Source organism: Duganella sp. GW821-FHT07F09 (genome assembly GCF_059418705.1).
On sequence record NZ_JBWKQJ010000003.1, the window covers coordinates 236,344 to 260,149 of the forward strand.

A 23,806-nucleotide genomic window follows, 5' to 3' on the forward strand; every position below is an offset into this window, starting at 1 on the left:
GTTCAGAACTTCACGCTCATGCCGGCGGCGTAGGTGCGGCCCCAGGTTTCGAAGCCGTACTGCGCGTCGGCGCGGCCCAGGTTGGAGCGCATGACCGCGTCGCCGAGGTTCTTGCCTTCGACGAACAGCGTGATTTTCGGCGTGATGTCCCAGGAGGCCGAGGCGGTGATCCATGTCAGCGAATCGACCTTGTTCGGGAAACCGGCGATCACATTGGTGCTTTGCGTGTATTCGCCGGTGTAGTCGAACGAGATGGAGGCGTTGACGCCGCCCTTCTCATACAGGAAGCCGATCGACGAGGCGGTCGGCGCCACGCCTTCGAGCTGACCGACGTATTCGCCGCCCTGGTATGCCTTGGTCCACGTCTTGGCGAACTTGGCGTTGATGCCGAAGCCGTTGTCGAACAGGTGCTGGACGCCGATTTCCATGCCGCGCACGCGGGCCTTGTCGCCGTTGACCGGATGTGTGACGGTGTACAGGTAGCCCGGAACGCCGATGTCGACCTTCTCGTCGGTCTGGTAGGTGACGAAATTCTTGATCTGTTTGGCGAAGACGGCCGCCGTGATCGCAGATTTCGGACGGTAGTACCATTCGACCGACAGGTCCTGCTGCACGGCCGTCGTCGGTTGCAGGTTCGGATCGCCGACGATGTTGAGGATGTAGCTGCGGTCGAGCGTGTTGTCGGTGCGGGTCGGTGCCAGCTTGTCGAGCGAGGGACGGGCCATCACTTTGGCCAGCGCGCCGCGCACCACGAAGTCGTCGCGCGCCCACCAACTGAGGTTGGCCGATGGCAGCAGCTTGGTGTAGCTGCCGTCCTGCGACACCGGCACGGCCGGGCTGTAGGTGACGATCGGGCTGCTGGTCGGGATGTCCGGCGTGGCGTCGTCGATGGCGACGATCTGGTCGATCGCGCTGCGCGAGCTGGTTTTGGTGCGCACCAGGCGCGCGCCGATGTTGCCGCTCCAGTTTTCGCCGGACAGTTCCAGCTGGCCGTGCAGGGTGGCGGTCTTCTCTCGCACCGAGTAGGAATCGGTCGGCACGAACACCGGCTGCGATTTGCTGACGTCGAAGGTTTCGCCTGTCGGGTTGCCGCTGTCGTCGAGGACCGGCTTGCCGTCCAGGCTCTTGAGCGCGGCGAAGTAGGCCGGCACGTCGAAGCGCATGAAGCTGCCCGGGAAGCTGCCGCCGGCGTTGCGCATATAGTTCGGCAAGGTCATCGGGCTGACGACGTCGGCGCCCAGCGACGAGAAGGTGGTCGAGTACATATTGCAGTACTGGCAGGCGCCGCCGCTTTTCTCGTTGCCGATGGCGTTGCGGTCCTTCTTGCGGTTGGTGGCGCTGACGCCGAACTGCAGGCCGTCGACATGCCAGGCGCCGCCCAGCGACAGGCGGCCGTCGAGCGTGGCGCCGTCGACGGTGTCCTTGATGTCGGTGCCGGTCAGGCCGGCGAAGTGGACGCCGTAGTCCTTGTTGCCCAGGCGGCCGGCGGCCAGCTCGGTGGCGAGGTCGCGGCCATCCTCGAGCGTCACGCGGATGTCCGGCAGGCGGCCGTTGTTGGCGCGGTAGTAGCCGGTGTTGCGTCCGCCAATGCCCGCTACCACGAAGCTATCCTTGCCGCCTGAATTGCGCTCCGACGTGGAGCGGTACAAGTCTCCCGACAGCTTGAGCGCGGGGCTGGGTTTCCAGTCGCCGTGCCAGCCCAACTGCCGGGTGTCGACCACGCGGTCGGTGGTGACGTTGCTCATTTCGGGCACCAGGTCGCGCACCGTCATGCTGGTGATCAGGCGGTCCTTGACGACCACGTCGGACCAGCGGTCCGGCGCGTGCTCGACGTAGTAGGACTGCTGGTAGCCTACCTGCGGGGAATCGAGGCGGGTGGCCAGCGCGTCGACCGTCATGCGCAACTGCGGCGTGACCTTCCATTCGAACGCGCCGGACAGCGCTGTGCGTTTCTTTTCCTCGAAGATGGAACCGAAGGAGATGCAGCACGGCGCCAGCAGATTGCTTTCACCGGTGCCGATGGCGCCGTCGCCATTGGCGTCGAAGCTGCCCGGCGAGTCGGCGTTGAAGGTCTGGTAGCCGAGCGAATCGGTGCGCACGTTGCGCTTGGAGAGCACGGCGCCGACGATCACACCCATGGTGTTGTTGTTGAAGGTGTTGCTGACGACGCCGGAGAGCTTGCCGCCGTTCTTGCGCGACAGGTCGTTGCGGTCGCCCTCGAAGCGCACCGACGCGTGGTAGCCGGGATTGTCCATCGGCCGCGCCGAGCGCAGGTTGACCGAGCCGCCGATGCTGCCTTCCATTTGGGCCGCCTCGGCCGATTTCATCACGTCGGCGCCGCTGATCACCTCCGACGGCAGCACGTCGAAGGCGAAGTCGCGGCCGTCGCCGTCGGTGGCGAGGATGCGCTTGTTCAGGGTGACGATGTTGTAGCCCGAGCCCAGCCCGCGCACATTGATGTACTGGCCTTCTCCGCCGCGTGTGCGCGAGACCGAGATGCCGGAGATGTGCGTCAGCGAGTCGGCCACGTTATCGTCCGGGAAGCGGCCCAGTTCCGTCGCCGAGATCGAGTCCTGGATCACGTCGGCGTTGCGCTTCAATTCGAGCGACCGGGCCAGCGCGGCGCGCGCGCCGGTCACGACCACGACCGGCGGCGGTTCCTGCGCCGCGCCGGCTTGCTCCTGGACCGGCGCCGCCGGTTGGGTTTGGGCATGCGCGATGCCACACAACGCCATCTCCACCGCCACCGCCATCAGGCTGCGCCGAAGTCCCTTGCCGATTACTCCATCCATGCCATTCTCCTGTTTTTTTGTTGTCTGGAACCGATAGTAATAAAACGAAATCGGAAATGCAAGGAACTTTCGAATTCTTTCGATAAGTGTGGATGTAATCGCCGAATGACTCATGAAAAGTCATTTTTGTTGTAAAGCGAAATGTTTCGAAAGTTACTTGTGTTTTCTTTGTTTGCTTACTACTATTCTTTTCGCGACCCCGGATGAGATGGCCGGTCGCCTAACCTAATTGGAGAATCGCCTATGAACTGTGTCAAAACTGCCGCGCGCCACGTGGTTGCCGGCCTTCTGCTGTCAACCTGTGTCGGCGCCGCGCTTGCCGCCAGCATGACCGTCAACCCTGGCCAGTCGATCCAGGCCGCCGTGGACCAGGCGGGCGCTGGCGATACCATCCGGGTGCTGCCCGGCACTTACGCGCAAAAGGTGTCAATCTCGGGCAAATCCGGCACCGCGAGCGCCTTTATCACCTTGAAAGGCGATCCCGGCGCCATCATCAGCGGCAGCGGCTTGAGTCCGACCGGCCGCCAGGGCCTGATCACGATCAAGAATTCAAACCATGTGCGGGTGGAAGGATTCGACGTGACGGGGTTCACGTCCAGCGGCAGCAATACGCCGGTCGGCATTCTGGTCGAAGGGAACGGGGCGAAGCTGCAGATTGTCAACAACAAAATCCACGATATCCGCAACACCAGCACCTGCAAGGACCCGTGCTCGGTCGGCGCCCACGGTCTGGCCGTGTTCGGCACGAACGCGACCGGCGTCACCGACCTGCTGGTGCAAGGCAACGAAGTGTATAAAAACGTGCTGCAGGCCAGCGAGGCGCTGGTCATCAACGGCAATGTGGACCGTTTCGAGGTGCTGAACAACAATGTGCACGACAATAACAATATCGGCTTCGATTTCATCGGCTACGAGGGCGAGTGCTCGGGTTGCGGCGAGAACGACCGGGTCCGCAACGGCATGGTGCGCAACAACGTCGCTCAGAACAATTCGAGCACGAGCAACCCTTGGTACGGCGGGGAGGGCTCGGCCGGCGGCTTCTATGTGGATGGCGGACGCAATATCATTTTCGACCGCAACAGCTCGACCGGCAACGACATCGGTTTTGAATTCGCGAGCGAGCACAGCGGCAAGGCCACCGAAGACATCGTGATGACCAATAATTTCGTCTACAACAACCGCGAGGCCGGCTTGTCGGTGGGCGGTTATTCGTCGGGAGCGGGCCAGGCGCGCCGCATTCATGTGAACAACAATTCCTTCTACAAGAACATGGGCTGGGGGACGGAGGTGGTGTTCCAATACAAGGTGATCGATTCGCGCTTCAGCAATAACATCTTCTATGGCGAGGGCACGATCGCGGAAAACTACGTGCAAGAGGGTAGCGGCTATAGCGGCAATGTGTGGGGCGTCAATCTGTGGTGGGGCAGTGCGTCCGGCTCGACCAACCTGCCGGGCACCCAGGTCAAGGCCGATCCGCGTTACGTCGCGCCGCAGACCGGCAATCTGAACCTTCAACAGACGTCGCCTGCCATCAATGTCGGCAACGCCGGCGCCGCGCTGACCACCTGGACCTCGCCGCTGTGGGCGACGTATTTCCCTTCCGGCGCGATCCCGGTCAACGGCGTCAAGGACATCAACGGCCAGGCGCGGGCGGAAGGCGTGATCGATCTGGGCGCGGACGAGTACGGCACCGCGCCTTGACCGGGCTTTAGAATCCTGGCGCCGGCACCTCCGGGATTTGGTTGTGCAGACTGGCGTTGATCACGTTCCAACCACGGATCACCGCGATTGCGTAGCTCAGTTCGGCAATCGCGGTCTCGTTGAAGTGTTCTTTGAGCTGGGCGAAATCGGCGTCGGTCGGCTGCTTGTGGGGCAGCGCGTTGACGGCTTCGGCCCAGTTGAGGGCCGCCCGTTCGCTGTCGCTGAAGAACGACGACGGCGCCTCGCGCCAGCCGGCGATGGCGTTCAGGTGGCGCGGGTCGGCGCCTTGTTTGATCAGGTCGCGCCAGTGCATGTCGATGCAGACGCCGCAGCCGTTGATCTGCGATACGCGCAAATTGACCAGTTCGACCAGGCGGACGCCCAGCGAGCTTTTCTTGACCGACGCCGACAGCGCGATCATGGCTTGCAGATTGGCCGGGGCGACCGAGTAGAAGGAGGAAATGCGGGCGGTTTGCGTCATGATGATGTCCTTTCAAAGGGTAGGTGGCGCACCATTGCGCCCCTCATACCTTGTTAGACGGGCTGCCCGTACCGCCTGTGACAGCTTTTGGAAAATATTTTGCGGCACCGTTGTGGGAGCCTTCATGGCGGACCGGTCCGCTCACGGCCGCGCGTTGCCGGCGCCTTGCGTCGGGTTGACACGCGTCGAGGCGGCGGGCGCGGCGTCGCCAACGCATCGCTAAGCCGACTGATGAACCCTGGCTCGTCGCCGCGCGAACCGCCCCTGGCCGCCACCGCCACCGCCTGGCCCAGCGCCCGGGTGGCGATATGCCGCCCCAGGCTGCGATAGCTGTCGAACTGGCTTTCGTCGAACCACTGGTCGGCTGTCGTTTCGTGCGGAAAAGATGGATGCAAACGGCTGTAGTTGAAAATGTCGGCGTTCTCGCCACCGGTCAGCGCCGGCTTCAGGTACAACAGCACGCCTTCATGGCTGCCGCCGTCGGCCTGGTGGTAGTGGATGCGGCCGTTGACAAAACTGCCGCGCGGAGCGCCGCCGGCCGCGCCGGGCAGTTTGGCCACGTCCAGCGTGATTGGCACGTTGAAGTCGGTCAGGCATTTGCGGATGGCGTTGCCAAGGTCCTCGAAGCGGTCGTCGTTGTCGCAGCTGGCGTCGACCACAACGATCAGTTGGCAGCGGCGCCGCACCAGCTCGTATAAGCCGAGGTTTTCAAAATGGCCGCCGTCCGACAGGTAGACGAAGTCGGATTCCGCGTTGGTCAGGCCGAACAGTTCCTTGACGATGCAAAACAGGCCGAACGCCGGCGAGGCGCGCTGCCAGTTGGCTTGGGCGGGATTGGGCGACCAGCGTCCAAGGCGCAGATTGAACAGCGTCATCAGGAAGCTTAGCGGCGGCGACGAGTGGTAGCCCATGTTGGGGCTGGCGGCCGCGCCGGAGATCGCGACGGCGGTGCCCAGTTTGATGCCGTTGTCGTGGTCGTCACCGAAGGCGCTGTGCGTGGCGTAGGCGGCGGTGGGGCGAAAGCCGCCGGCCGCGCCGTTCGCGGCCGGCAGTTCGAAGCCGCAAAAAGCCGGGCTGAAAACAAAGTTGGCGGCCTTGCGGGTCTGCCACGCCAGTTCCGTGCCTTGCACCAGGTTGACCGCGCTATTGAACAGGTGGTAGGGCCGGGGCACCGGCCCGGCCCGCAACGGCTCACCCGGCGGCGGACGCGGATGCAGCAAGTCCTTCAGCGGCAGGTCGTCGCCGGGATCGAACCCGGTGAAGGGATGGGGCAGTCGGGCGGTGTTGCTGGCGCCGAAATAGGCGCGGGCCAGGCGCAGCCGGTACATCATATAAAGCGAAAATTTATTGATGTCGACCCGCCAGCCCAGCAGCAAGGCCGCCAGCGCACAGGCGGCCATGGTTGGCAGGATGTCGCGCCAGGCCAGGTTATCGCTGAGCATCAGGTAGCGCTCGAAGAAGAGCGGCAGGACCGCCGCGGTGTCGAAAAACGGTGGATACGTGACGGGTGGCAGGCCGCCGGCGATCAGCGTCAGCAAGCCGGTGGTGAGCAGGCCGAGAAACAGCAGGCTGAACGCGTAGGGCGCCAGTTGGGCCACCAGTTCCAGCTTGCCGGTTTTGCCCGGTTGGCCGGTCCCCTTGCCGCTGCCCGAGCGCAAGCCGAGGTAGGTGACCAGGGTGGTGAAGCCGGCGGCCAGCGACGCCGACGTGGCGTACCGGTCGAACGCCCAGGCCAGCAGCGGCGGCAGATAGAACGTGGCGCAGCACACCACCAGCCAGGCCACCGCCATGATCACGGTCCAGGCACCCTGGCGGGCCCACCATTCGCGGCTGGCGTCGCTGTAGAGGCGGCCGATCAGCCCGATCATCAAGGTCATCGTCACGCCGAAGACGCACAGCATGGCCGGCATTCCCAGCGTCACCAGGTGGACGTTGATCAAACCGCTCAAGGCGGTGGCGCCCAGGCTTTTACACAACCACACCGTCAGCAGGGTGCCAACCGCCAGCGCGCCGACGGCGCACAGGGCGTGGCCCAGCGCCTCGGAGCCGGTCTGGCGCCACGCGCCCGGCGAAAAGCGCCAGCGTCTCGGGGCGTCCGGCGCCAGCGCCGCGCGCCGGTTCAAAAGTTGCGCCAGCAGCCAGCCGCCGCCCCAGAACAGCGAGTACACGAGGCCCGGCAACAGCAGGTAGGCGGCCTCGCGGGATGGAAAGGTGAGCTCGTCCAGGTAGCGGATCATTTCGTCGCGGTACTGGACGAAGGCGATGCTGCCGAGGAAGGCGGCGATCATCAGCGGGTAGCAGACGCTGCGCAGCACCCACTTCTGGTCTTGCAGCCAGCCATAGGTTTGCAGCACCGGCCCCTTGAGCGAGATATTCAATGCCATGCTGGAGACGCATAGCAGGAAAATGAGCGCGCTCAGCGGCAGGACGACGGCGCGCTGATGGTCGCGGAGCCCGTCGACCACCAGCAGCATCACGCGCGGCAGCAGGAACAGCAGCGCCATCCAGGTCACCAGCATGGTCATGTTGAGCAGAGTGTTGCGCACATAGGTGCAGATCAGCGTCCAGGTGTCGGCGGTGAACAGGCCGCTTTTGGGCGTCAGGTAGTTGCTGTATTTGCGCAGGAATTGCACTTCCGGCGGCTCCGAGCGGGGCGCGGGACCGTCGCCGGCGCTGCGCAGTTGCTTTTCCACTTCAGCCACGCCGCCCGGCTCGCCATGTATCCATTTGCTCAGCCAGCCGCCGATGTAGCCGCCGCCCGACACGGTGGAGAGGTAGTCGAATTTGCTCAGCAAGCCCAGGTCCGCCAACGCCTGCAGGACGCCGAGATTGAACGTCGCGCTGCGGATGCCTCCACCGGACAGGGCCAGTCCGGCGAACTGCCGCTCGGCCGCCTTGTCGTAGAGCGACGACAACATGGCCGCCTTGGGCTGTCCGTCGGCCGCCGCCGTGGCCGATGAGGGTGCCGGCGTGAATAGCGCTTGTTCGTGGGCGAACACCTCGGCGAACGTGTGCGGCGTTTGTTGATCAGCCATGACATCTCCCCTTGATTTTTCTCAAGTCGTTGAAGCCGCTTGCATGATAAGCATACGCCCGCAGGATGAAACAAAAACGCCTTATGATATAAAAAATATAACTGTTGTAATTGTGAAGATATATGCCGTAAAAATTGTAATTGTGATATTTTTAAGGGTTGGCGAAAGCATGAACGGTTCGCCGCCGCCCGTGCCGACTTTCAGAAAATGGTTTGCGGAATGCCCGCCAGCTTGTCCGGATTGCGCACCACCAGCACGGCGGCGATGCGGCCGTCCTCGATGACGAAGGATTGCGCCGACTCCAGCTTGCCTTCGACGTAGCGCAGCAATCCCGGCTCACCGTTGACCCTGGCTTGGCGGTAGGCGACGTTGTGGGGATACTGGTGCTCCAGCGACCAGAACACGCCCGCCACCCGGCCGGCGCCGCGCAGGATGCGCAGGAACGATTTGATCTTGCCGCCGCCGTCGGCCACCAATTGCACGTCGTCGGCCATCATGGTCTTCATGGCCGCGCGGTCGCCGGCCTGGGCGGCGGCCATGAAGCGTCCCAGCAGGGCGCGGTGCGTGTCTTTGGGCACGTCGAAGCGGGGCGTTTGCTGCCGCACGCGCTCCTGGGCGCGGTGTACCATCTGCCGGCAGGCGGCCTCGCTCTTGCCCAGCATGTCGGCGATGTCCGCGTAGTCGTGGTCGAACACTTGCCGCATCAGGAAGGCGGCGCGCTCCTCGGGGGACAGGCGTTCGAGCACCCACAAAAAGGCCATGGATACCTCGCTGGCCATTTCGGCGCTGCTTTCGGGCGTGCGCTCGTCAAGCTCGACGATTGGCTCGGGCAGCCACCAGCCGACATAAGTTTCTCGCTCGGCCTGGCGCGCGCGCAGGCGGTCGATGGCCAGGCGGGTGGTGAGGGTGACCAGCCAGGCCTCGGCCGACTGCACGACCAACTGGTCGCTGCCGTGCCAGCGCAGCCAGGCGTCCTGCACCACGTCCTCGGCATCGGCGCGCACGCCGAGCATGCGGTAGGCGATGGAGAACAGGCGCGGTCGGAGGGCGGTGAAGGTGGCGGAGTCGGTCATGGCGTCTACAAATGGAGTGGTCTTCCCTGCTAGACGCGCGAATGGCGCGTTTTGTGACATCCTACCTCAACTGGCGCCCCCGCCCGGAATGGCCCGGGAGCGCCGTCTCTCAGTGATCCGTATGCAGATACGACGGCGTTTTGGGCAGGCGCGTGCTGAACAAGAAGGCGATCACCATCATCACCGTGACATAGATGAAGAACCAGTTCTCGTGGCCCAGGTTCTTGAACGTCAGGCCGACGAATTCCGCCGAGCCGCCGAAGATGGCGTTGGCGATGGCGTAGGAAAATCCGACACCCAAAGCGCGTACTTCCGGCGGGAACATCTCGGCCTTCACCAGGCCGCCGATCGAGGTATACAGGCTGATGATCGCCAAGGCCACGGTGATCAGCGCGAAGGCGATGTAGGGACTGGTGTTGCCGCGAAGGATGGCGAGGATCGGGTAGGTCGCCAGCGCCCCCAACGCGCCGAACAGCATCATCGAATGCCGGCGGCCGATGCGGTCGGCCAGCATGCCGAACAGCGGTTGCATGCACATATACAGGAACAACGCCCCCGTCATGACCACGCTGGCCGTCTTGGCGGGCATGCCGGAGGTGTTGACCAGATACTTTTGCATGTAGGTGGTGAAGGTGTAGAAGATCAGCGAACCGCCGGCGGTGTAGCCGAGCACGGTGATGAAGGCGGCACGGTGGTTCTTGAAGATGCCCGCCAGGGTGCCGGCATCCTTGTTCTTGCTGTCTTCCGGCTTGATGGTTTCGTGCAAGGTCCGGCGCAGCATCAGCGAGACCACGGCGGCGATGGCGCCGATCACGAACGGGATGCGCCAGCCCCAGGCCTTGAGTTCAGCTTCAGTGAGGAACTGCTCCAGCACCACCACGGTCAACACCGCCAGCAGCTGGCCGCCGATCAGGGTCACGTACTGGAACGAGGAGAAGAAGCCGCGCTGGCCGCGCAGCGCCACTTCGCTCATGTAGGTGGCGGTGGTGCCGTACTCGCCGCCCACGGACAGGCCCTGGAACATGCGGATGATCAGCAGCAGGATAGGCGCGGCGACGCCGATGGTGGCGTAGGTCGGCAGCACCGCGATCGCCAGCGAGCCGCCGCACATCATCAGCACGGAGATGACCATCGACTTCTTGCGGCCGACCCGGTCGGCGATGCGGCCGAACATCCAGCCGCCGATCGGTCGCATCAGGAAGCCCACCGCGAAGACGGCGGCCGCTTTCAGGAATTCGGCGGTGGAGTCGCCGCTGGGGAAGAACTGGCTGGCGAAGTAGATCGATGCGAACGAGTAGACATAGAAGTCGAACCATTCGACCAGATTGCCGGAAGATGCGCTGATGATGGCGAATACCCGCTTGCGTTTTTCTTCGGCGGTGTAGTGGGGTTGGTCAGTGGCGGCCATGTGGGTTCCTTGCTAGATAGTTGGATACTTTCATCGCGGCGCAATATGGATGGGGCCGCAATATGGGTTGCGATTGTAAAGTATCCCAGCTGAAATCGCTGGCGCGTTAGGTTGAATCCGGCCCGTCCTGGCTACGCGCCTTCGATCCCGCGCCGCCAGAGGCATAAAGTGGCGATGTGCGCCGCGTCGATTATCTGGAAGAGGATTTCGCAGCTAACTCCGCGTCGCAAGCGGGGCGTCAGGTCTTCGCACACGCGGAAGCGCATGCTTTGGGCGGACAAATCGATGTGTTCGAGCTCGATGGCGTCGAAGTTGAAGTAGCGTTGCACCTCGCCGTGCACCGCTTTGAAGAAGCTTTCCTTGGCGGAAAAAACCAGGGTCAGGGGAACGTTGGGACCGAGCCTGTCTTCAAATTGGGTGAGATAGCGCAGTTCGCCGTCGTTGGCCACGATGGCGCGCACCTCCTGCGCGCCCTGGCCGCCGAGGATGTTCTCGATATCGATGCCCACGCCCCGATAGCCCATGGAGACCGGCAGGACCACCGCCGCCGCCATGTCGGACGCGTGGGTGATGCTGCCGATGAGATCGGCCGGCCACAGCGGTTCGCGCATCGGGCCCGTGCCGATCTGGGGGAAGGCCCGGCGCAGCGGCTCCATCGCCGATCTAGCGCACAAGCGGCCATAGAAGAACTCCCGCTGTCGCTTGGGCACGGCGGCGGCGATGTGGGCAGGGCAGTCGATGCCGGCTGAACGGAAGCTATCCGCGTCGATCGGCGCCGGCTGGAAGCGGATGCAGGCCACGGGGAGCGTTGTCGCGCCATCGACCGGCCAATCCAGTAAATACACATGCTCTTGCAATATCACGCTCATTAAAATCAACCTCGGCGGTCGGTGCCGCCATCTTACCGGATTACCGGAGGACAAGCACTGCCGGTGGAGGGAAGGGCATGGTATCGTGTTCGTTTTCATATCACCGCATGACGGTCAAGGAATCCCATGTATCGAAACCCTCTCGGAGTACAACCATGACGCTGCGCTTTCGGGCGAGTATCGCGCTGGCGTCGCTGGCGTCGCTGGCGTCGCTGGCGTCGCTGGCCATGCTGGCGCTGACGGCGCCGGCCGCCGCCCAGCAGTTGGCGCCGACGCCGGACCCCGACTTGCCGTTGTGGGAGGTCGGCCTCTTCGGCGGCGCCGCCTCCACGCCGGCCTATCCCGGCTCCGAAGACCGTTCCACCCGCGCTCTGGTGCTGCCGATGGTGATCTATCGCGGCAAGGTGCTGCGCGCCGACCGCTCCGGCATCGGCGCGCGCCTGATCAACACCGAGCGGGTCGAACTCGATGTTGGTTTCGCGCTGTCGCTGCCGGCCCGCTCCGACGACGTCGCCGTCCGCGCCGGCATGCCGGATCTGCGTTCGCTGCTGGAGTTCGGTCCGCGCCTGAAGGTGATGCTGGCCGAGCCCACGGCGACCAGCCGAGTGCGGCTGGAGCTGCCGCTGCGGGTGCCGGTCGAGCTCAAAAGCGGTTTTAAGCGCCAGGGCCTGGTGTTTGAACCGCGCGTGGTGTTCGAGGCCGGCGACGGCACCGGCAAGTGGCAGGCCGACGCCAATGTCGGCGCGGTGTTCGGCAACGCCCGCCTGCATCAGTATTTCTATGGGGTCGAGCCGCGGTACGCGACGGCGACCCGCCCGGCCTACGAGGCGTCGGGCGGCTTGCTGATGACCCGGCTGGGCTTGAGCCTGTCGCGCCGCTTGTCGCCGGACTGGCGCGTGTTCGGCTTCACCCGCTACGACAATTACAGCCACGCGAGCAACCGCGAGAGCCCACTGTTCTTGCGCAACAGCGGCCTGTCGGTCGGCGCCGGCTTCACGTGGACGATACACCGCTCGGCGGCGCGGGCGTGGGAATAAGCGTGGCCGGAGCCTGACGCCGGGGGGATTATGGGCGACGACATTTGGGCGACATGGTCTCGCTACGATGGCGTCTCCCTTAACCACCAAAGCAAACCATGTTCCGTAATCGAACCGCTTTCCCGGCCGCATGCGCCGTGCTGACCGCGCTGCTGGCGTCGACCGCAGCCCAGGGCCAAACGGCCCAGCCTTCCCAACCCCGCGCGGCCGCCTGGCCGGCCCCCGGCCTGGCGCCGATGGACAAGGCGCACACATTCGCCCAGGTGCGCCATGGCGACAAGACCAGCACCTTGCTGGTGACCGCGCTCGCCGGCGGCACCGTCTCCGCGATCGACCTGAGCGAAATATCCGAACTCTACAGCGTTGATGCTTTCGATGTCATCGGCCGTTTCGACAACGCCGCGCTGGCCGGCCTGGCTGGACAGTCGCGGCGCGTCCGAACCTATGCCGTCGGCCGCTTGATCGGCGTCGGGCCGCGTGGTGTGGCGCATATCGCGGCCGGCACCAACTATCCGGCGCACGGCGAGGAAGTCGGCCATGAGCAAGCCTTCCTGTTTCCCAAAATATCAGCCGCCACTGGCCCGCGCTCGACGATCGTGGCCGACCCGGGCGGCCTGCTGGACTACGAAGTCGAGGTGTGCGCCCGTTTCGACCGCGAACTGCGTTCCGTGGCGGATTTCGATGCGGCGCGCAAAGGCTTGTTCCTATGCGGGGATTTCAGCGACCGCGCGACCCTGGTCAAAAAGCTCAACTTGCGGGATGTGGGTTCGGGCGATGGCTTTCCGGACGCTAAAAGCGGATCCGATCGTTTCCCCGTCGGCGCCTTCCTGGTGGTTCCGCGCGACTGGAAGTCGTTCCTGAAGGAGGTCGACATCGCCACCTATGTCAACGGCGGGCGCCGGCAGTACGCGCAAGCCGGCGACATGCTCAAAGACCTGCGCGCCATCGTGGGCGAGACCCTGGAGGGCGCGCAAACCCGCACGTGGCTGTTTAAGGACGGACGTATCGCCATGGTTGGCCGGACCGCCATCGACACCGGCAGCGCGGTGCTCACCGGCACGGGCGACGGCGTCGTGTTCAAGAAGCCTGGCGCGGCCGTCATGAAAAGCGTGATGCAGGCAAACGGACGTCCCGAGCAGCTGGCGGCGCTGGATCGCTACGTGAAGGACGAGATCAAGAAACGGATCTACCTGCAACCCGGGGACAAGGTGGTCTACGGCAGCAATTATCTCGGGACGATAGACACCAAGGTGGTCGCGGCCGCAGTGGGAGGCCGGTGAGAACGACATTTCGACGACATGCCCGCCGTAATATTCATCTTAAGGGCGGCGCTGGTGCCGCCCATAACTTGCCAGGTACTTCCATGAAACCTTCTTTATTGTTGTTTGCCGTCCTCTGCGCCGTATCCACCGTAGCGATCGCCCAAAACGCGGGCGCCGCGGGGCAGTCATCCCAGTCAGCCAACCCGCAGGCGCCGCGCTGGGGCCTCGGCGTCGGCGCGGCGGTATCGGACAGCGTCTATGCCGGCGAGGGCACCCGCGTGACGCCGTTCCCGCTGGTCTCCTACGAGGGCGAGCGCTTCTTCTGGCGCGGCATCTCCGGCGGCGCCCACCTGCTGCGCAGCGGCGCCTTCACGCTCGACGCGACACTATCCGCCCGCCTCGACGGCATAGACCGGGACGACTTCGGGCGCACGGAGCTGGCCGCGCGCGGCATCGACCGCTCGCTGCTGGGGAACCGCGACGACGGGGCCGATCTCGGCCTGGCGGGCGGCTGGCGCGGCGCGGCGGGGCAGTTGGAACTCGGCGTCAAGGGTGACATCACCAGCGCCAGCAAAGGTTACGAGGCCAGCCTGAAGTATGGCTATCCGGTGCACTGGGGGCGCACCAGGATCACACCCACCATCGGCGTGTCGCACCTGTCGAAGAAGCTGGCGAACTACTACTTCGGCACGCTGCCGGAGGAAGTGGCGCGCGGCGTGGTCGATTACCGCCCCGGCAGCGCCACCGTGGCGCGCATCGGTATCGACGTGGTGCGGCCGTTCGCCCAACGCTGGGTCTTCATCGGCAACGTATCGTATAAGCGCCTGCCCGGCAAACTGGCCGACAGCCCGCTGGTCGAGAAGGACACCGATGGCGTGGTGTCGGCCTTCATCGGCGTCTCGCGCGGCTTCTGATCGCCCGCCGCGACCGCTGACTGTAGAATGAAAGGCGGCGCCGGCCCGGTGGCAGCCGGGCCGGTTCCGTCAAAAAGAAGATTATGATCGATCAGAAACTGAGCGTGCTTATCATCGAGGACAACGCCTCGCTGGCGGCCAACATCTACGAGTACCTGGAGGCTTGCGGCCACACGGCCGACGCCGCGCCGGACGGCGAGTCGGGCCTCGGCCTGCTGGCGCTGCACCGCTACGACGCGGTGGTGCTGGACTGGATGATGCCGCGCCTCGACGGCATGGCCATGCTGGAGCGCCTGCGCACCGGGTTGAAGTCGCGGGTGCCGGTCATCGTCATCACGGCCAAGGACCAGCTGGAAAACAAGCTCCAGGGATTCATGACCGGAGCGGACGATTACGTGGTCAAGCCGGTGGCGTTGGCCGAACTCGAAATACGGCTGCGGGTGCTGGTGCGGCGCACCCGCCTGGCGCAGGAGGAGACGCGGGTGCTGGAAGTGGCCGACCTGCGCTTCGACCTCGGCACGCTGGAGGTGACGCGGGCGGGCAAGCCGTTGGCGATGACGCCGGTGCGGCGCCAGTTGCTGGAATACTTGATGCGCAAGTCGCCCAACCTGGTGCGCCGCGAGGAACTCGAGGGCGTGATCTGGAACGATCGCGTCCCGGACGGCGACGTGCTGCGCTCCCACATGCACATGCTGCGCAAGGCGGTCGATGGCGACGCCGCGCGAAAGCTCATCAAAACCGTCGCGGGCACCGGCTATCGCCTGTGCGTGGCGGATGACTGAGCCCCAAGCCAGGCGGACGCGCAGCCTGCCGTATAAGATCAGCGCGCTGTTCATCCTGTTCGGCATGGTCCTGGCGCTGGCGCTGACCATCCAGGGCAATCTGAGCCAGCGCCTGATCGTCCATCCGATCTGGAGGGAACTGCTGGAGGCGGGCACGGCGCAATACCTGGCCGGTACGGCGGCGGCGCCGGCGTCGAACCAGGCGCCGCCGGCCAACGGGCGCGTGCGCGGCTGGCGGATCAGGCCGGGGGAGGCCGCGCCCGGCATGCCGGCGTACTTCGCCACGCTGGCCCCCGGCTTTTACGACGAGGCCCGGACAGACGACTTCGACAGCGAGAACAGCTACGCGGTGCTGGTGACGCCGGTGGGCGCCGAGCGCGTGGTGATGGCGGTCGATATCAGCGATCTCGAGGATTTGCAAAACAGGGGGGCGTTGATCAGCCTGCTGATCGCGGCGTTGAGCGCGCTGATGATAGGCGGCTCGATCGTGTGGCTGTACCGCTGCATGCAAGGGCCGATACGGTCGCTGGCGCAGCGGATGGACGGACTCGATCCGGAACAGCCCGGGGAGCGCCTGCCGACGGCGTTCGCGTTGAGCGAGTTGAACGATATCGCCGTCATCGTCAACCGCCATCTGGACCGCGTCGAGCGGTTCATCGAACGGGAGCGCAGCCTGCTCGACCAGGCCAGCCACGAATTCCGCACGCCGATCGCCGTCATCGCCGGCGCGGTCGACGTGCTGAAGCTGCACGACCTGCCGCCGGCGGCCAGGGCGCCGCTCGAACGCATCGAGGCGACAACCGGGGACTTGACGCAGATTATGGCGGCGTTGCTGTTCCTGTCGCGCGAACCGAACGGCGCGGCGCTGCCCGAAACGACCCGGCTCGACCACCTGGTCGCCGCGCTGGTGGACGACCATGCCCATCTGGTGGCCAGCAAGAGCGCGCGCTTCGTGGTGGAGGCGTTGCAGCCGCTGTCGTTGAATTGTCCCGAGGCGATCGCCCGCATCGTGGTCGGCAACCTGTTGCGCAACGCGGCGGAGAACACCTACGACGGCGCCATCGCCGTGCGGCTGGCCGGCGGGCGCCTGAGCATACAGGACAGCGGCGCCGGCTTCGACACGGTCGCGGCCGCGCGCCGCTACACCCAGGGCTTGCGCGAGTCGGCCAAGCATGGTGGCGGGCAGGGGCTGGGATTGTTCCTGATCCGCCGCGTGTGCGAGCGGTTCGGATGGCGCTTGCACATCAGCTCGGACCCGGCGCGCGGCACCCTGGCCGAGATGGATTTTTCGACGGCGCACGCCGCCCAACCGACCGAGCCCGGGCGCTGACGCGACGTTGCCCTTTGGGTCCGGCGGCCGATTTGTTGTTCTGTGTCAATTATGCAGTTAATTGCCCCGCTACAATAATCTCTCCACCATGTATCACGGCCGGAGGCGAATGTATGAATCAGGGCGTCAACATCGGCAAGCGGCAGCGCGGCGCCATCGCCATCGTCTTCGGCCTGATGCTTGCCTGCCTGATCGGTTTCGTCGGCATCGCGCTCGATTTGGGGCGGGTGTACAACCGCCGGGCCGACCTGCAGGCGGTGGCGAACGTGGCGGCGCTGACGGCGGCGCGCCAGCTCAACGGCACCGCGGCCGGCATCAATGGCGCCACCACCCAGGCGTTGATCGCGATGAACGCGCTCAAGTATCAATACAACCAGTTGCCCGTGGCCTGGGACCAGCGGGCGCTGTCGTTCAGCGCCTCGCCCAGCGGCGGCTGGGTCGACGTCGACACGGCCCGCGCGGCCCCCGACGGCCTGACCTACGCGCGCGCCGCCACCGGCGATCTCGACGCGTCGATGGGGAACATCGAGCTGTTCTTCATGCGCGTGCTGTCCGATGCGCTGGCGTCGATGGATGTCGCGGTGACGGCGGTGGCGGGGCGCTCGGGGATCGACGTCGCGCCGCTGGCGGTGTGCGCGCTGTCCAACATCGCGGCCGCCCCGCGCGCCAATCCCTTGCCCACCGCCAACGTCGAACTGGTGCAATACGGCTTCCGGCGCGGCGTCGCCTACGACCTGATGCAGCTCAATCCCGGCGGCACCGGCGCCGAGAATTTCGTCGTCGACCCGTTTTCGCCGCCCGGCGTCGCCGGCGCGCTGGCCAACATCGCGCCCGGCGTGGTCGGCCCCTATGTCTGCACCGGGCAACTCGGCATGCCGCGCGTGACCGGCGGCGCCCTGACGGTCGGCCGGCCGTTCCCGCTGGCGTCGCTGTTCAACCAGCTCAATTCCAGGTTCGACCAGTACACCGGGGCGCTGTGCTCGTATTCCACCGCGCCGCCCGACACCAACATCCGGCAGTACGCGTTCGGCGCCGCCGGCAGCGGCACGCCATGGATGAGCGTGGCCCCGGCCGGGCAGGTGGCGCAGCCGACGACGGTCGACGGCAAGCTGTGGACCGTCGCCGATCCCCTGGCGCAGCCGCCGGGCACCACCGGTCCGATGTACGGGCCGCTGTGGGCCTACGCCCGCGCCGTCCCGTACAGCGCGTATGTGGCGGGCGCCGCCGAGCCGGCCGGCGGCTACACGCCGTTCGCCACCAGCGCCTGGAGCTCGCTGTACGGGCCGGGGGCGCCCGCCGCCGCCGCGTCGTACCCCGGTGGCAGCTCGACGCCCTACCGGGCCACCAGCGGCGCCAACTTCCAGGCGCCGCCGCTGGCGCGCAAGGGCGCGGCCGGGCGCCGCGTGCTGAACGTGGCCTTGCTGTCCTGTCCGGTGCCGGCCGGCGCGCTGTCGACGGCCACGGTGCTTGGCATCGGCAAGTTCTTGATGACGGTGCCGGCCACCGCCACCAGCGTGCGCGCCGAGTTCGGCGGACTGGTGGCCGAGCAATCGCTGGGCGGCGCGGTGGAGCTTTATCCATGAGGCGCGCGGACCAGCAGGGCGCCCGGCGCCGGCGCGCCGGCGCCATAACCGCCGAGTTCGCCATCGTGATCACGCTGTTCCTGGCGGTCGTCTGCGGCGTGGTCGAGATAGCGCGCCTGTTGTACATATTTAATACGCTGCAGGTGGTCACGCACCGGGCGGCGGCGGCGGCCGCGAACGCCGACTTCAGCGACGCGGCCGCCATGAGCGGCGTGCGCCAGCGCGCCATCTTTCGCGCTTCGTCCGGCACGCTGACCCTGGGCGCGCCGGTGACCGACGCCCACATCCGCATCGACTATCTGGCGCTGTCGGACGCCGGCGGCGGCGCGATGAACGAGATCCCGACCGCGTCGCTGCCGTCGTGCCCGGCCAACAACCGCGTCACCTGCATGCGCAACCCCTACGACGCGAGCTGCATCAAGCTGGTGCGGGCGCGCATCTGCGACCCGGCCGACACCGGCCAATGCGTCCGGGTCGCGTATCAGCCGATGTTTTCCTTCCTCGCCATACCGCTCAGCTTGCCGATGGCGCCGGCCGTCACGACGGTCGAGACGCTGGGAGCGCCGCCGGGGCAGGCGCCGTGTCCCTGAGCGGCGCCTGCTGGTCCGGCCGGATCTTGAACCAGATCGAATACATCGCCGGCAGGAACACCAAGGTCAGGATCGTCCCGGCGAAGGTGCCGCCGATCAGGGTGTAGGCCAGGGTGCCCCAGAACACCGAATGGGTCAGCGGGATGAAGGCCAGGATCGCCGCCAGCGCGGTCAGCACCACCGGCCGCGCGCGCTGCACGGTGGCCTCGACCACCGCCTGGAACGGCGCCAATCCCGCCTGCTCGTTGTGGTGGATCTGCCCGATCAGGATCAGGGTGTTGCGCATCAGGATGCCCGACAGCGCGATCAGCCCGACCAGCGCGTTGATGCCGAACGGCTGCGCGAACAGCAGCAACGTCGGCACCACGCCGATCAGGCCCAGCGGGCTGGTCAGGAAGACCATCACCATCGCCGAGATCGAACGCACCTGGAAGATCAGGATCAGCAAGGTGACGGCCAGCATGATCGGGAACAGCGGCAGCATCGCTTGCATCGCCTTGCCCGATTCCTCGATGGAGCCGGCCTCGTCGAGGCGGTAGCCGGCCGGCAGCTTGTCCTTGATCGGCTTCAACTGCGCGGTCATCGCGGCCGATACGTCGGGCGGCTGCAAGCCCTCGGCGATATCGCCGCGCACGGTGATGGTCGGCACGCGGTCGCGCCGGCGCATGACCGGTTCCTCGGCGCGCACCTCGACCGTGCCGACCTGCGACAGCGGGATGCGCTGGCCGTTGGCGCCGGTCAGGGTGAAGTCGGCGATCCGGGCCGGGTCGAGCCGTGCATCTCCGGCCGAGCGCGCCACCACCTGCACCGTGCGGATGTCTTCGCGCACGGCCGTCAGCGGCACGCCGCTGAGAAGGAATTGCAACTGCTGCGCCACGGCGCTCGAGCTCAGGCCGACGGCCTGCAAGCGGTCCTGCTGCAACGTGAAGTGCAGGGTCGGCACGCGCGTGCCCCAGTCGTTGTTCACGGTGCGCATCATCGGGCTGGCGTTCATCACTTGCTGCACCTCGGCGGCGATGGCGCGCAGCTGCTCCGGGTCCGGCCCGCTGACGCGGTAGGCGACCGGGAACGGCGAGTAGGGACCGAACACGAGCTGGGTGACGCGCACGCGCGCCTCGGGGGCCACGCCGTCGGCGATGGCCTGGCGCAGGCGGTGCTTGAGCGCCTCGCGCTGCTCCTGGCTGTCGGTGCGCACGACGATCTTGGCGAACGACGGATCGGGCAGTTCCGGTCCCATCGCCAGATAGAAGCGCGGCGCGCCCTGGCCGATGTAGGCGGTGACGATCTTCGCCTCCGGTTGCCTGGCCAGCCAGGCTTCCACCCTGGCGGCGCTGGCGCTGGTCTGCGCGATGGAGGAACCATACGGCATTTGCACCTCGACCAGCACCTCGGGGCGGTCGGAGATCGGGAAGAACTGCTTCTTGACGATGGCCATGCCCGCCACGGACAGCGCGAACAGGCCGATCACGGCCCCGGCCACCAGCCACTTGGCGGCGATGACGCGCGCCAGCGCCTGGCGGAAGCGGTTGTAGCGCGGCGTGTCGTACAGCGCCTCGTGGCCGCCCGCGACCTGCTTGAGTTCGGGCAGCAGCTTGACGCCGAGGTAGGGCGTGAACACCACCGCCACCACCCACGAGGCGATCAGCGCGATGCCGACGATCCAGAACATATTGCTGGTGTATTCGCCGGCCGTGGAGCGGGCGAAGCCGTTGGGCATGAAGCCGACCGCCGTCACCAGGGTGCCCGAGAGCATGGGCGCGGCCGTGTGGCTCCAGGCGTAGGCCGAGGCGGCGATGCGGCTGTAGCCTTCCTCCATCTTGACCACCATCATTTCGATGGCGATGATGGCGTCGTCCACCAGCAGGCCCAGGCCCAGGATCAGCGAGCCCAGGGTGATGCGGTCGAAGTTCTTGCCGGTCGCGGCCATGACGATGAACACCACCGCCAAGGTCAGCGGCACGGCCGCCGCCACCACGATGCCCACGCGCCAGCCCATGCTGACGAAGCACACCACCATCACCACCAGCAGCGCGACGAAGAACTTGACCATGAATTCGTCGACCGCCGAGCCGATATTGACGGCTTGGTCGGTGACCTTGGTCAAGGCCATGCCCAGCGGCATGTCGGCGTTGATGGCGCCGACTTCCTTGTCGAGGGCGGTGCCCAGGTCGAGGCCGTTCCAGCCGTCGCGCATGACGATGCCCAGCAGTAGGGCCGGCTCGCCGCCGTTGCGGATCATGAAGGTGGCCGGGTCCTCGTAGCCGCGCTCGACGCTGGCGATGTCCGACAGCTTCAGGGTGCGGCCCTGGGCCACGACCGGCGTGTCGCGGATTTTTTGCAGTTCGTCGAAGGCGCCGTCGAGGCGCAGGAACACCGACGGCCCCCTGGTTTCCACCGAGCCGGCCGGCGTCAGCACGTTCTGGGCGTTGAGCGCGGCGAACACCTCCTGCGGGCCGACGCCCAGGGTGGCCAGGCGCTCGTGCGAGAACTCGACGAAGATGCGCTCGGGCTGCTCGCCGACGATGTTGACCTTTTTGACGCCAGGCACGTGTAGCAGGCGCTGGCGCAAGGTCTCGGCGTCGCGCACCAGCAGGCGCTGCGGTTCGCCCTTGGCCTTCAAGGCGAACAGGGCGAACGTGACGTCGGCGTATTCGTCGTTGACCATCGGCCCGATCACGCCGGACGGCAGGTTGCCGGCCTCGTCGCCGACTTTCTTGCGGGCCTGGTAGAACTGTTCCTGGACCTCGGCCGGCGGCGTGCTGTCGAGCAGGGTGAGGGTGGTGAAGGCCAGGCCGGGACGGGTGTAGGTCTCGGCGCGCTCGTACCAGCGCAGTTCCTGCAGCCGTTTTTCCAGCTTTTCGGCGACCTGGTCCTGCATCTCGCGCGCGGTGGCGCCGGGCCAGGCGGTGATGACGGTCATCACCTTGACCGTGAAGGCGGGGTCTTCCGCCCGGCCGAGTTTGAAGAAGGAGAGGACGCCCGCCAGAGTGATCAGGCAGATCAGGAAGAGGGTGACGGAACGCTCGCGCACGGCCAGCGCCGACAGGTTGAAACGCCCCTCGCTCATGGCCGCGCTCCCTCGGTCCGGCCGGCTGTCGCCGCCGCGGGCTGGACGGCCAGGCGCACCTGCTCGCCTTCACGCAGCATATGCGCGCCCAGCGCCACCACCCGGTCGCCCTGCTTGAGCGGGCCCGACACGCGGGCGGTGTCGTCGCCGATGCGCTGTACCGTCACGGCCCGCCAGCCCACCTTCGCCGGTTCGCCCTGGATCACCCAGACCCCGGGACCCTTGCCTTGATCGGACAAGGCGCCGATCGGCACCGACCAGCCGGCTTCCGTGCCCGCATGGCCATCCGCTATCCGGATCGTGACCGTGGTGCCCAACGGCGCGTTGGAGAGTTGGCCATCGAGCACATAGCGCGCCTCGAAGGTGCGGGTCTGGCGGTCGGCGGCGTTGGAGAGCTGCCGCAGCCTGGCGGCGACGATGCCCCCTTCCTTGCCGAACAAGGTGGCCTGGCCGATCGAGCCCAGCGCGGGGCGCAGGGTTTCCGGCAACTGGACGACGGCCTCGCGCTGGCCGGCGCGGGCGACGCGCACGACGACCTGGCCGGCGCCGACGACCTGGCCGGGCTCGGCCAGCGTTTCCATGACGACGCCGTCGCTATCGGCCACCAGCTCGCCGTAGCGGCTGGCGTTGCGGGCCACCTCGGCCTGGGATTCGGCCGCGTTGAGCTGGGCCCTGGCGGCATCGGCCGCCGCCTTGACCTGGTCGTAGGCCGACGCCGAGATCGCGCCTGTGCCGCGCAGGTCGCGGTAGCGCGCCTCCTCGTCGGCCGTCTGGCGCGCGCGGGCGCGGGCGGCGGCGACTGTTTCAAGTTGGGCGTTGGCCGCCAGTTTCAGGTCGACCGGGTCGATGCGCATCAGCGTTTGCCCACGCTTGACGCTTTGGCCGGCGTCGACCAGCCGCTCCAGCACCTTGCCGCCGACCCGGAAGCCGAGGTCGCTTTGCACGCGGGCGGCGACGGTGCCGGTGAAGCTGCGCATGGTGGCGTCGGCCGCCCCCTGGACGGTGGCGGCGCGCACCAGCGGCGCGCCGGCGCGTGGATCGGGTGGCGTCTTGTCGCCGCAGGCGGCGAGCGCGAGCGGCAAGACGGCGAGGACGGAGGTGAGGGCGGAACGATGGCCGAGCATGGGAATCCCGTTGAGAACTGAACAGGACCTTATTTTGTAACTAGTGACCAAATTTGTCAATGGTCACATAAAAATGCCTGGTTTTACGGCGACAGGCTGCGCAGCACCAGGCTGGAAAGGAGGGCTGGCGCCACGGCGGTGTGATCGAGGCTGTGTTGTAACAGCAGTGGATTCAGATACGGGCGCATCACCAGATGGATCGCCGCCGCCGCCTCGTCGAGCGGGGTCTTGCGCTCGAAATCCTCGCTCTCGCGGCCCTGGCGCAGCACGTCCTGCAGCAGCAGCCGGATGCGCTCCTCGTAGGCGCGCGCGGCCGGCCACTGCTCCGTGGCCGCCGAGGCTGCGATGTCGTACAACTTGCGGTCTTCGAAGAACAGCCGCAGGCTCGATTCGACGGCGGCCTTGAACAGGCGCCGCAGCTTCTCCGGGGGGCGGTCGGCGCCGTCGACGGCGGCCCGGATGTCGCTTTCGATCTCGCGCAGGCAGTCGGCGCAGATCTGTTCGCCGATGGCCTGCTTGGATTCGAAGAACTTGTAGATATAGGACTTGGAAAAACCGATGGCCTTGGCCAGGTCGGAGACGGTGGTTTTCTCGTAACCGTACAGACGGAAATGTTCGGTCGCGGCGGCGACGATCTGGTCGCGCACGTCGTGATCGGCGGGGCCCCGCGCGGAGGCCGAAGGTGTGTTTGGTTTGGTCATGTGGTTTACGTTACTCGGTGTGCGGAGATTGTACAACGAGTGACGATTTAGTGATAT

17 protein-coding genes are annotated in these 23,806 nt (G+C 66.2%); 8 read left to right on the top strand and 9 right to left on the bottom strand.

The features are described from left to right. Positions 1-2 precede the first annotated feature (2 nt). Positions 3-2,792 (bottom strand): TonB-dependent receptor, encoded by a 2,790-nt coding sequence (locus AC07P1_RS09625; RefSeq protein WP_494695577.1) that lies wholly within the window; start codon positions 2,790-2,792, stop codon positions 3-5. A 243-nt stretch (positions 2,793-3,035) separates the two neighbouring features. Here AC07P1_RS09625 and AC07P1_RS09630 point away from each other — a divergent pair, with 243 nt between their 5' ends. Then, entirely contained in the window at positions 3,036-4,493 is a 1,458-nt protein-coding gene (locus tag AC07P1_RS09630) for a right-handed parallel beta-helix repeat-containing protein (RefSeq protein ID WP_494695578.1), read from the top strand. 7 nt (positions 4,494-4,500) lie between these two features. Here the strand turns inward: AC07P1_RS09630 and AC07P1_RS09635 are convergent, their stop codons facing one another. The 5 genes from AC07P1_RS09635 to AC07P1_RS09655 all read right to left on the bottom strand — a co-directional run bounded on the left by AC07P1_RS09635 (position 4,501) and on the right by AC07P1_RS09655 (position 11,359). Next, entirely contained in the window at positions 4,501-4,974 is a 474-nt protein-coding gene (locus AC07P1_RS09635; RefSeq protein ID WP_494695579.1) for a carboxymuconolactone decarboxylase family protein, read from the bottom strand. Between the two features lie 122 nt (positions 4,975-5,096). Next, entirely contained in the window at positions 5,097-8,009 is a 2,913-nt protein-coding gene (locus AC07P1_RS09640; RefSeq protein ID WP_494695580.1) for a patatin-like phospholipase family protein, read from the bottom strand. 200 nt (positions 8,010-8,209) lie between these two features. Next, complete coding sequence (locus AC07P1_RS09645; protein WP_494695581.1) at positions 8,210-9,082, bottom strand: RNA polymerase sigma-70 factor; 873 nt, start codon at positions 9,080-9,082, stop codon at positions 8,210-8,212. Between the two features lie 109 nt (positions 9,083-9,191). Further along, positions 9,192-10,490, bottom strand: coding sequence for an MFS family transporter (locus tag AC07P1_RS09650; protein WP_494695582.1), 1,299 nt, complete (start codon positions 10,488-10,490; stop codon positions 9,192-9,194). A 131-nt stretch (positions 10,491-10,621) separates the two neighbouring features. Next, positions 10,622-11,359, bottom strand: coding sequence for a 4'-phosphopantetheinyl transferase family protein (locus AC07P1_RS09655; RefSeq protein WP_494695583.1), 738 nt, complete (start codon positions 11,357-11,359; stop codon positions 10,622-10,624). Positions 11,360-11,514: 155 nt separating this feature from the next. Here AC07P1_RS09655 and AC07P1_RS09660 point away from each other — a divergent pair, with 155 nt between their 5' ends. The 7 genes from AC07P1_RS09660 to AC07P1_RS09690 all read left to right on the top strand — a co-directional run bounded on the left by AC07P1_RS09660 (position 11,515) and on the right by AC07P1_RS09690 (position 18,857). After that, on the top strand, positions 11,515-12,396 hold the full coding sequence (locus AC07P1_RS09660; RefSeq protein WP_494695584.1) for a MipA/OmpV family protein: 882 nt from the start codon (positions 11,515-11,517) through the stop codon (positions 12,394-12,396). Positions 12,397-12,494: 98 nt separating this feature from the next. Further along, the gene (locus AC07P1_RS09665) at positions 12,495-13,676 is read left to right on the top strand and encodes a fumarylacetoacetate hydrolase family protein (RefSeq protein WP_494695585.1); all 1,182 of its coding nucleotides are present in this window, start codon (positions 12,495-12,497) and stop codon (positions 13,674-13,676) included. 83 nt (positions 13,677-13,759) lie between these two features. After that, positions 13,760-14,572 carry a MipA/OmpV family protein gene (locus AC07P1_RS09670; protein WP_494695586.1) on the top strand — a complete coding sequence of 271 codons (813 nt, stop codon included), beginning with the start codon at positions 13,760-13,762 and terminating at the stop codon, positions 14,570-14,572. 83 nt (positions 14,573-14,655) lie between these two features. Then, the gene (locus AC07P1_RS09675; protein ID WP_494695587.1) at positions 14,656-15,354 is read left to right on the top strand and encodes a response regulator transcription factor; all 699 of its coding nucleotides are present in this window, start codon (positions 14,656-14,658) and stop codon (positions 15,352-15,354) included. Next, positions 15,347-16,684, top strand: a complete 1,338-nt coding sequence (locus tag AC07P1_RS09680) for a sensor histidine kinase (protein WP_494695588.1) — start codon at positions 15,347-15,349, stop codon at positions 16,682-16,684. The genes AC07P1_RS09675 and AC07P1_RS09680 overlap by 8 nt, the downstream gene beginning before the upstream one ends. Before the next feature lie 113 nt (positions 16,685-16,797). Beyond that, positions 16,798-18,267 carry a pilus assembly protein TadG-related protein gene (locus AC07P1_RS09685; RefSeq protein WP_494695589.1) on the top strand — a complete coding sequence of 490 codons (1,470 nt, stop codon included), beginning with the start codon at positions 16,798-16,800 and terminating at the stop codon, positions 18,265-18,267. Next, on the top strand, positions 18,264-18,857 hold the full coding sequence (locus tag AC07P1_RS09690) for a TadE family protein (RefSeq protein ID WP_494695590.1): 594 nt from the start codon (positions 18,264-18,266) through the stop codon (positions 18,855-18,857). Before AC07P1_RS09685 ends, AC07P1_RS09690 begins: the two co-directional genes overlap by 4 nt. Here the strand turns inward: AC07P1_RS09690 and AC07P1_RS09695 are convergent. The 3 genes from AC07P1_RS09695 to AC07P1_RS09705 form a co-directional block, all read right to left on the bottom strand. Then, complete coding sequence (locus AC07P1_RS09695) at positions 18,805-21,924, bottom strand: efflux RND transporter permease subunit (protein ID WP_494695591.1); 3,120 nt, start codon at positions 21,922-21,924, stop codon at positions 18,805-18,807. The two genes, AC07P1_RS09690 and AC07P1_RS09695, sit on opposite strands and share 53 nt — an antisense overlap. Beyond that, on the bottom strand, positions 21,921-23,048 hold the full coding sequence (locus tag AC07P1_RS09700; RefSeq protein WP_494695592.1) for an efflux RND transporter periplasmic adaptor subunit: 1,128 nt from the start codon (positions 23,046-23,048) through the stop codon (positions 21,921-21,923). The genes AC07P1_RS09695 and AC07P1_RS09700 overlap by 4 nt, the downstream gene beginning before the upstream one ends. 83 nt (positions 23,049-23,131) lie before the next feature. Continuing rightward, positions 23,132-23,749, bottom strand: a complete 618-nt coding sequence (locus tag AC07P1_RS09705) for a TetR/AcrR family transcriptional regulator (protein ID WP_494695593.1) — start codon at positions 23,747-23,749, stop codon at positions 23,132-23,134. Positions 23,750-23,806 lie beyond the last annotated feature (57 nt).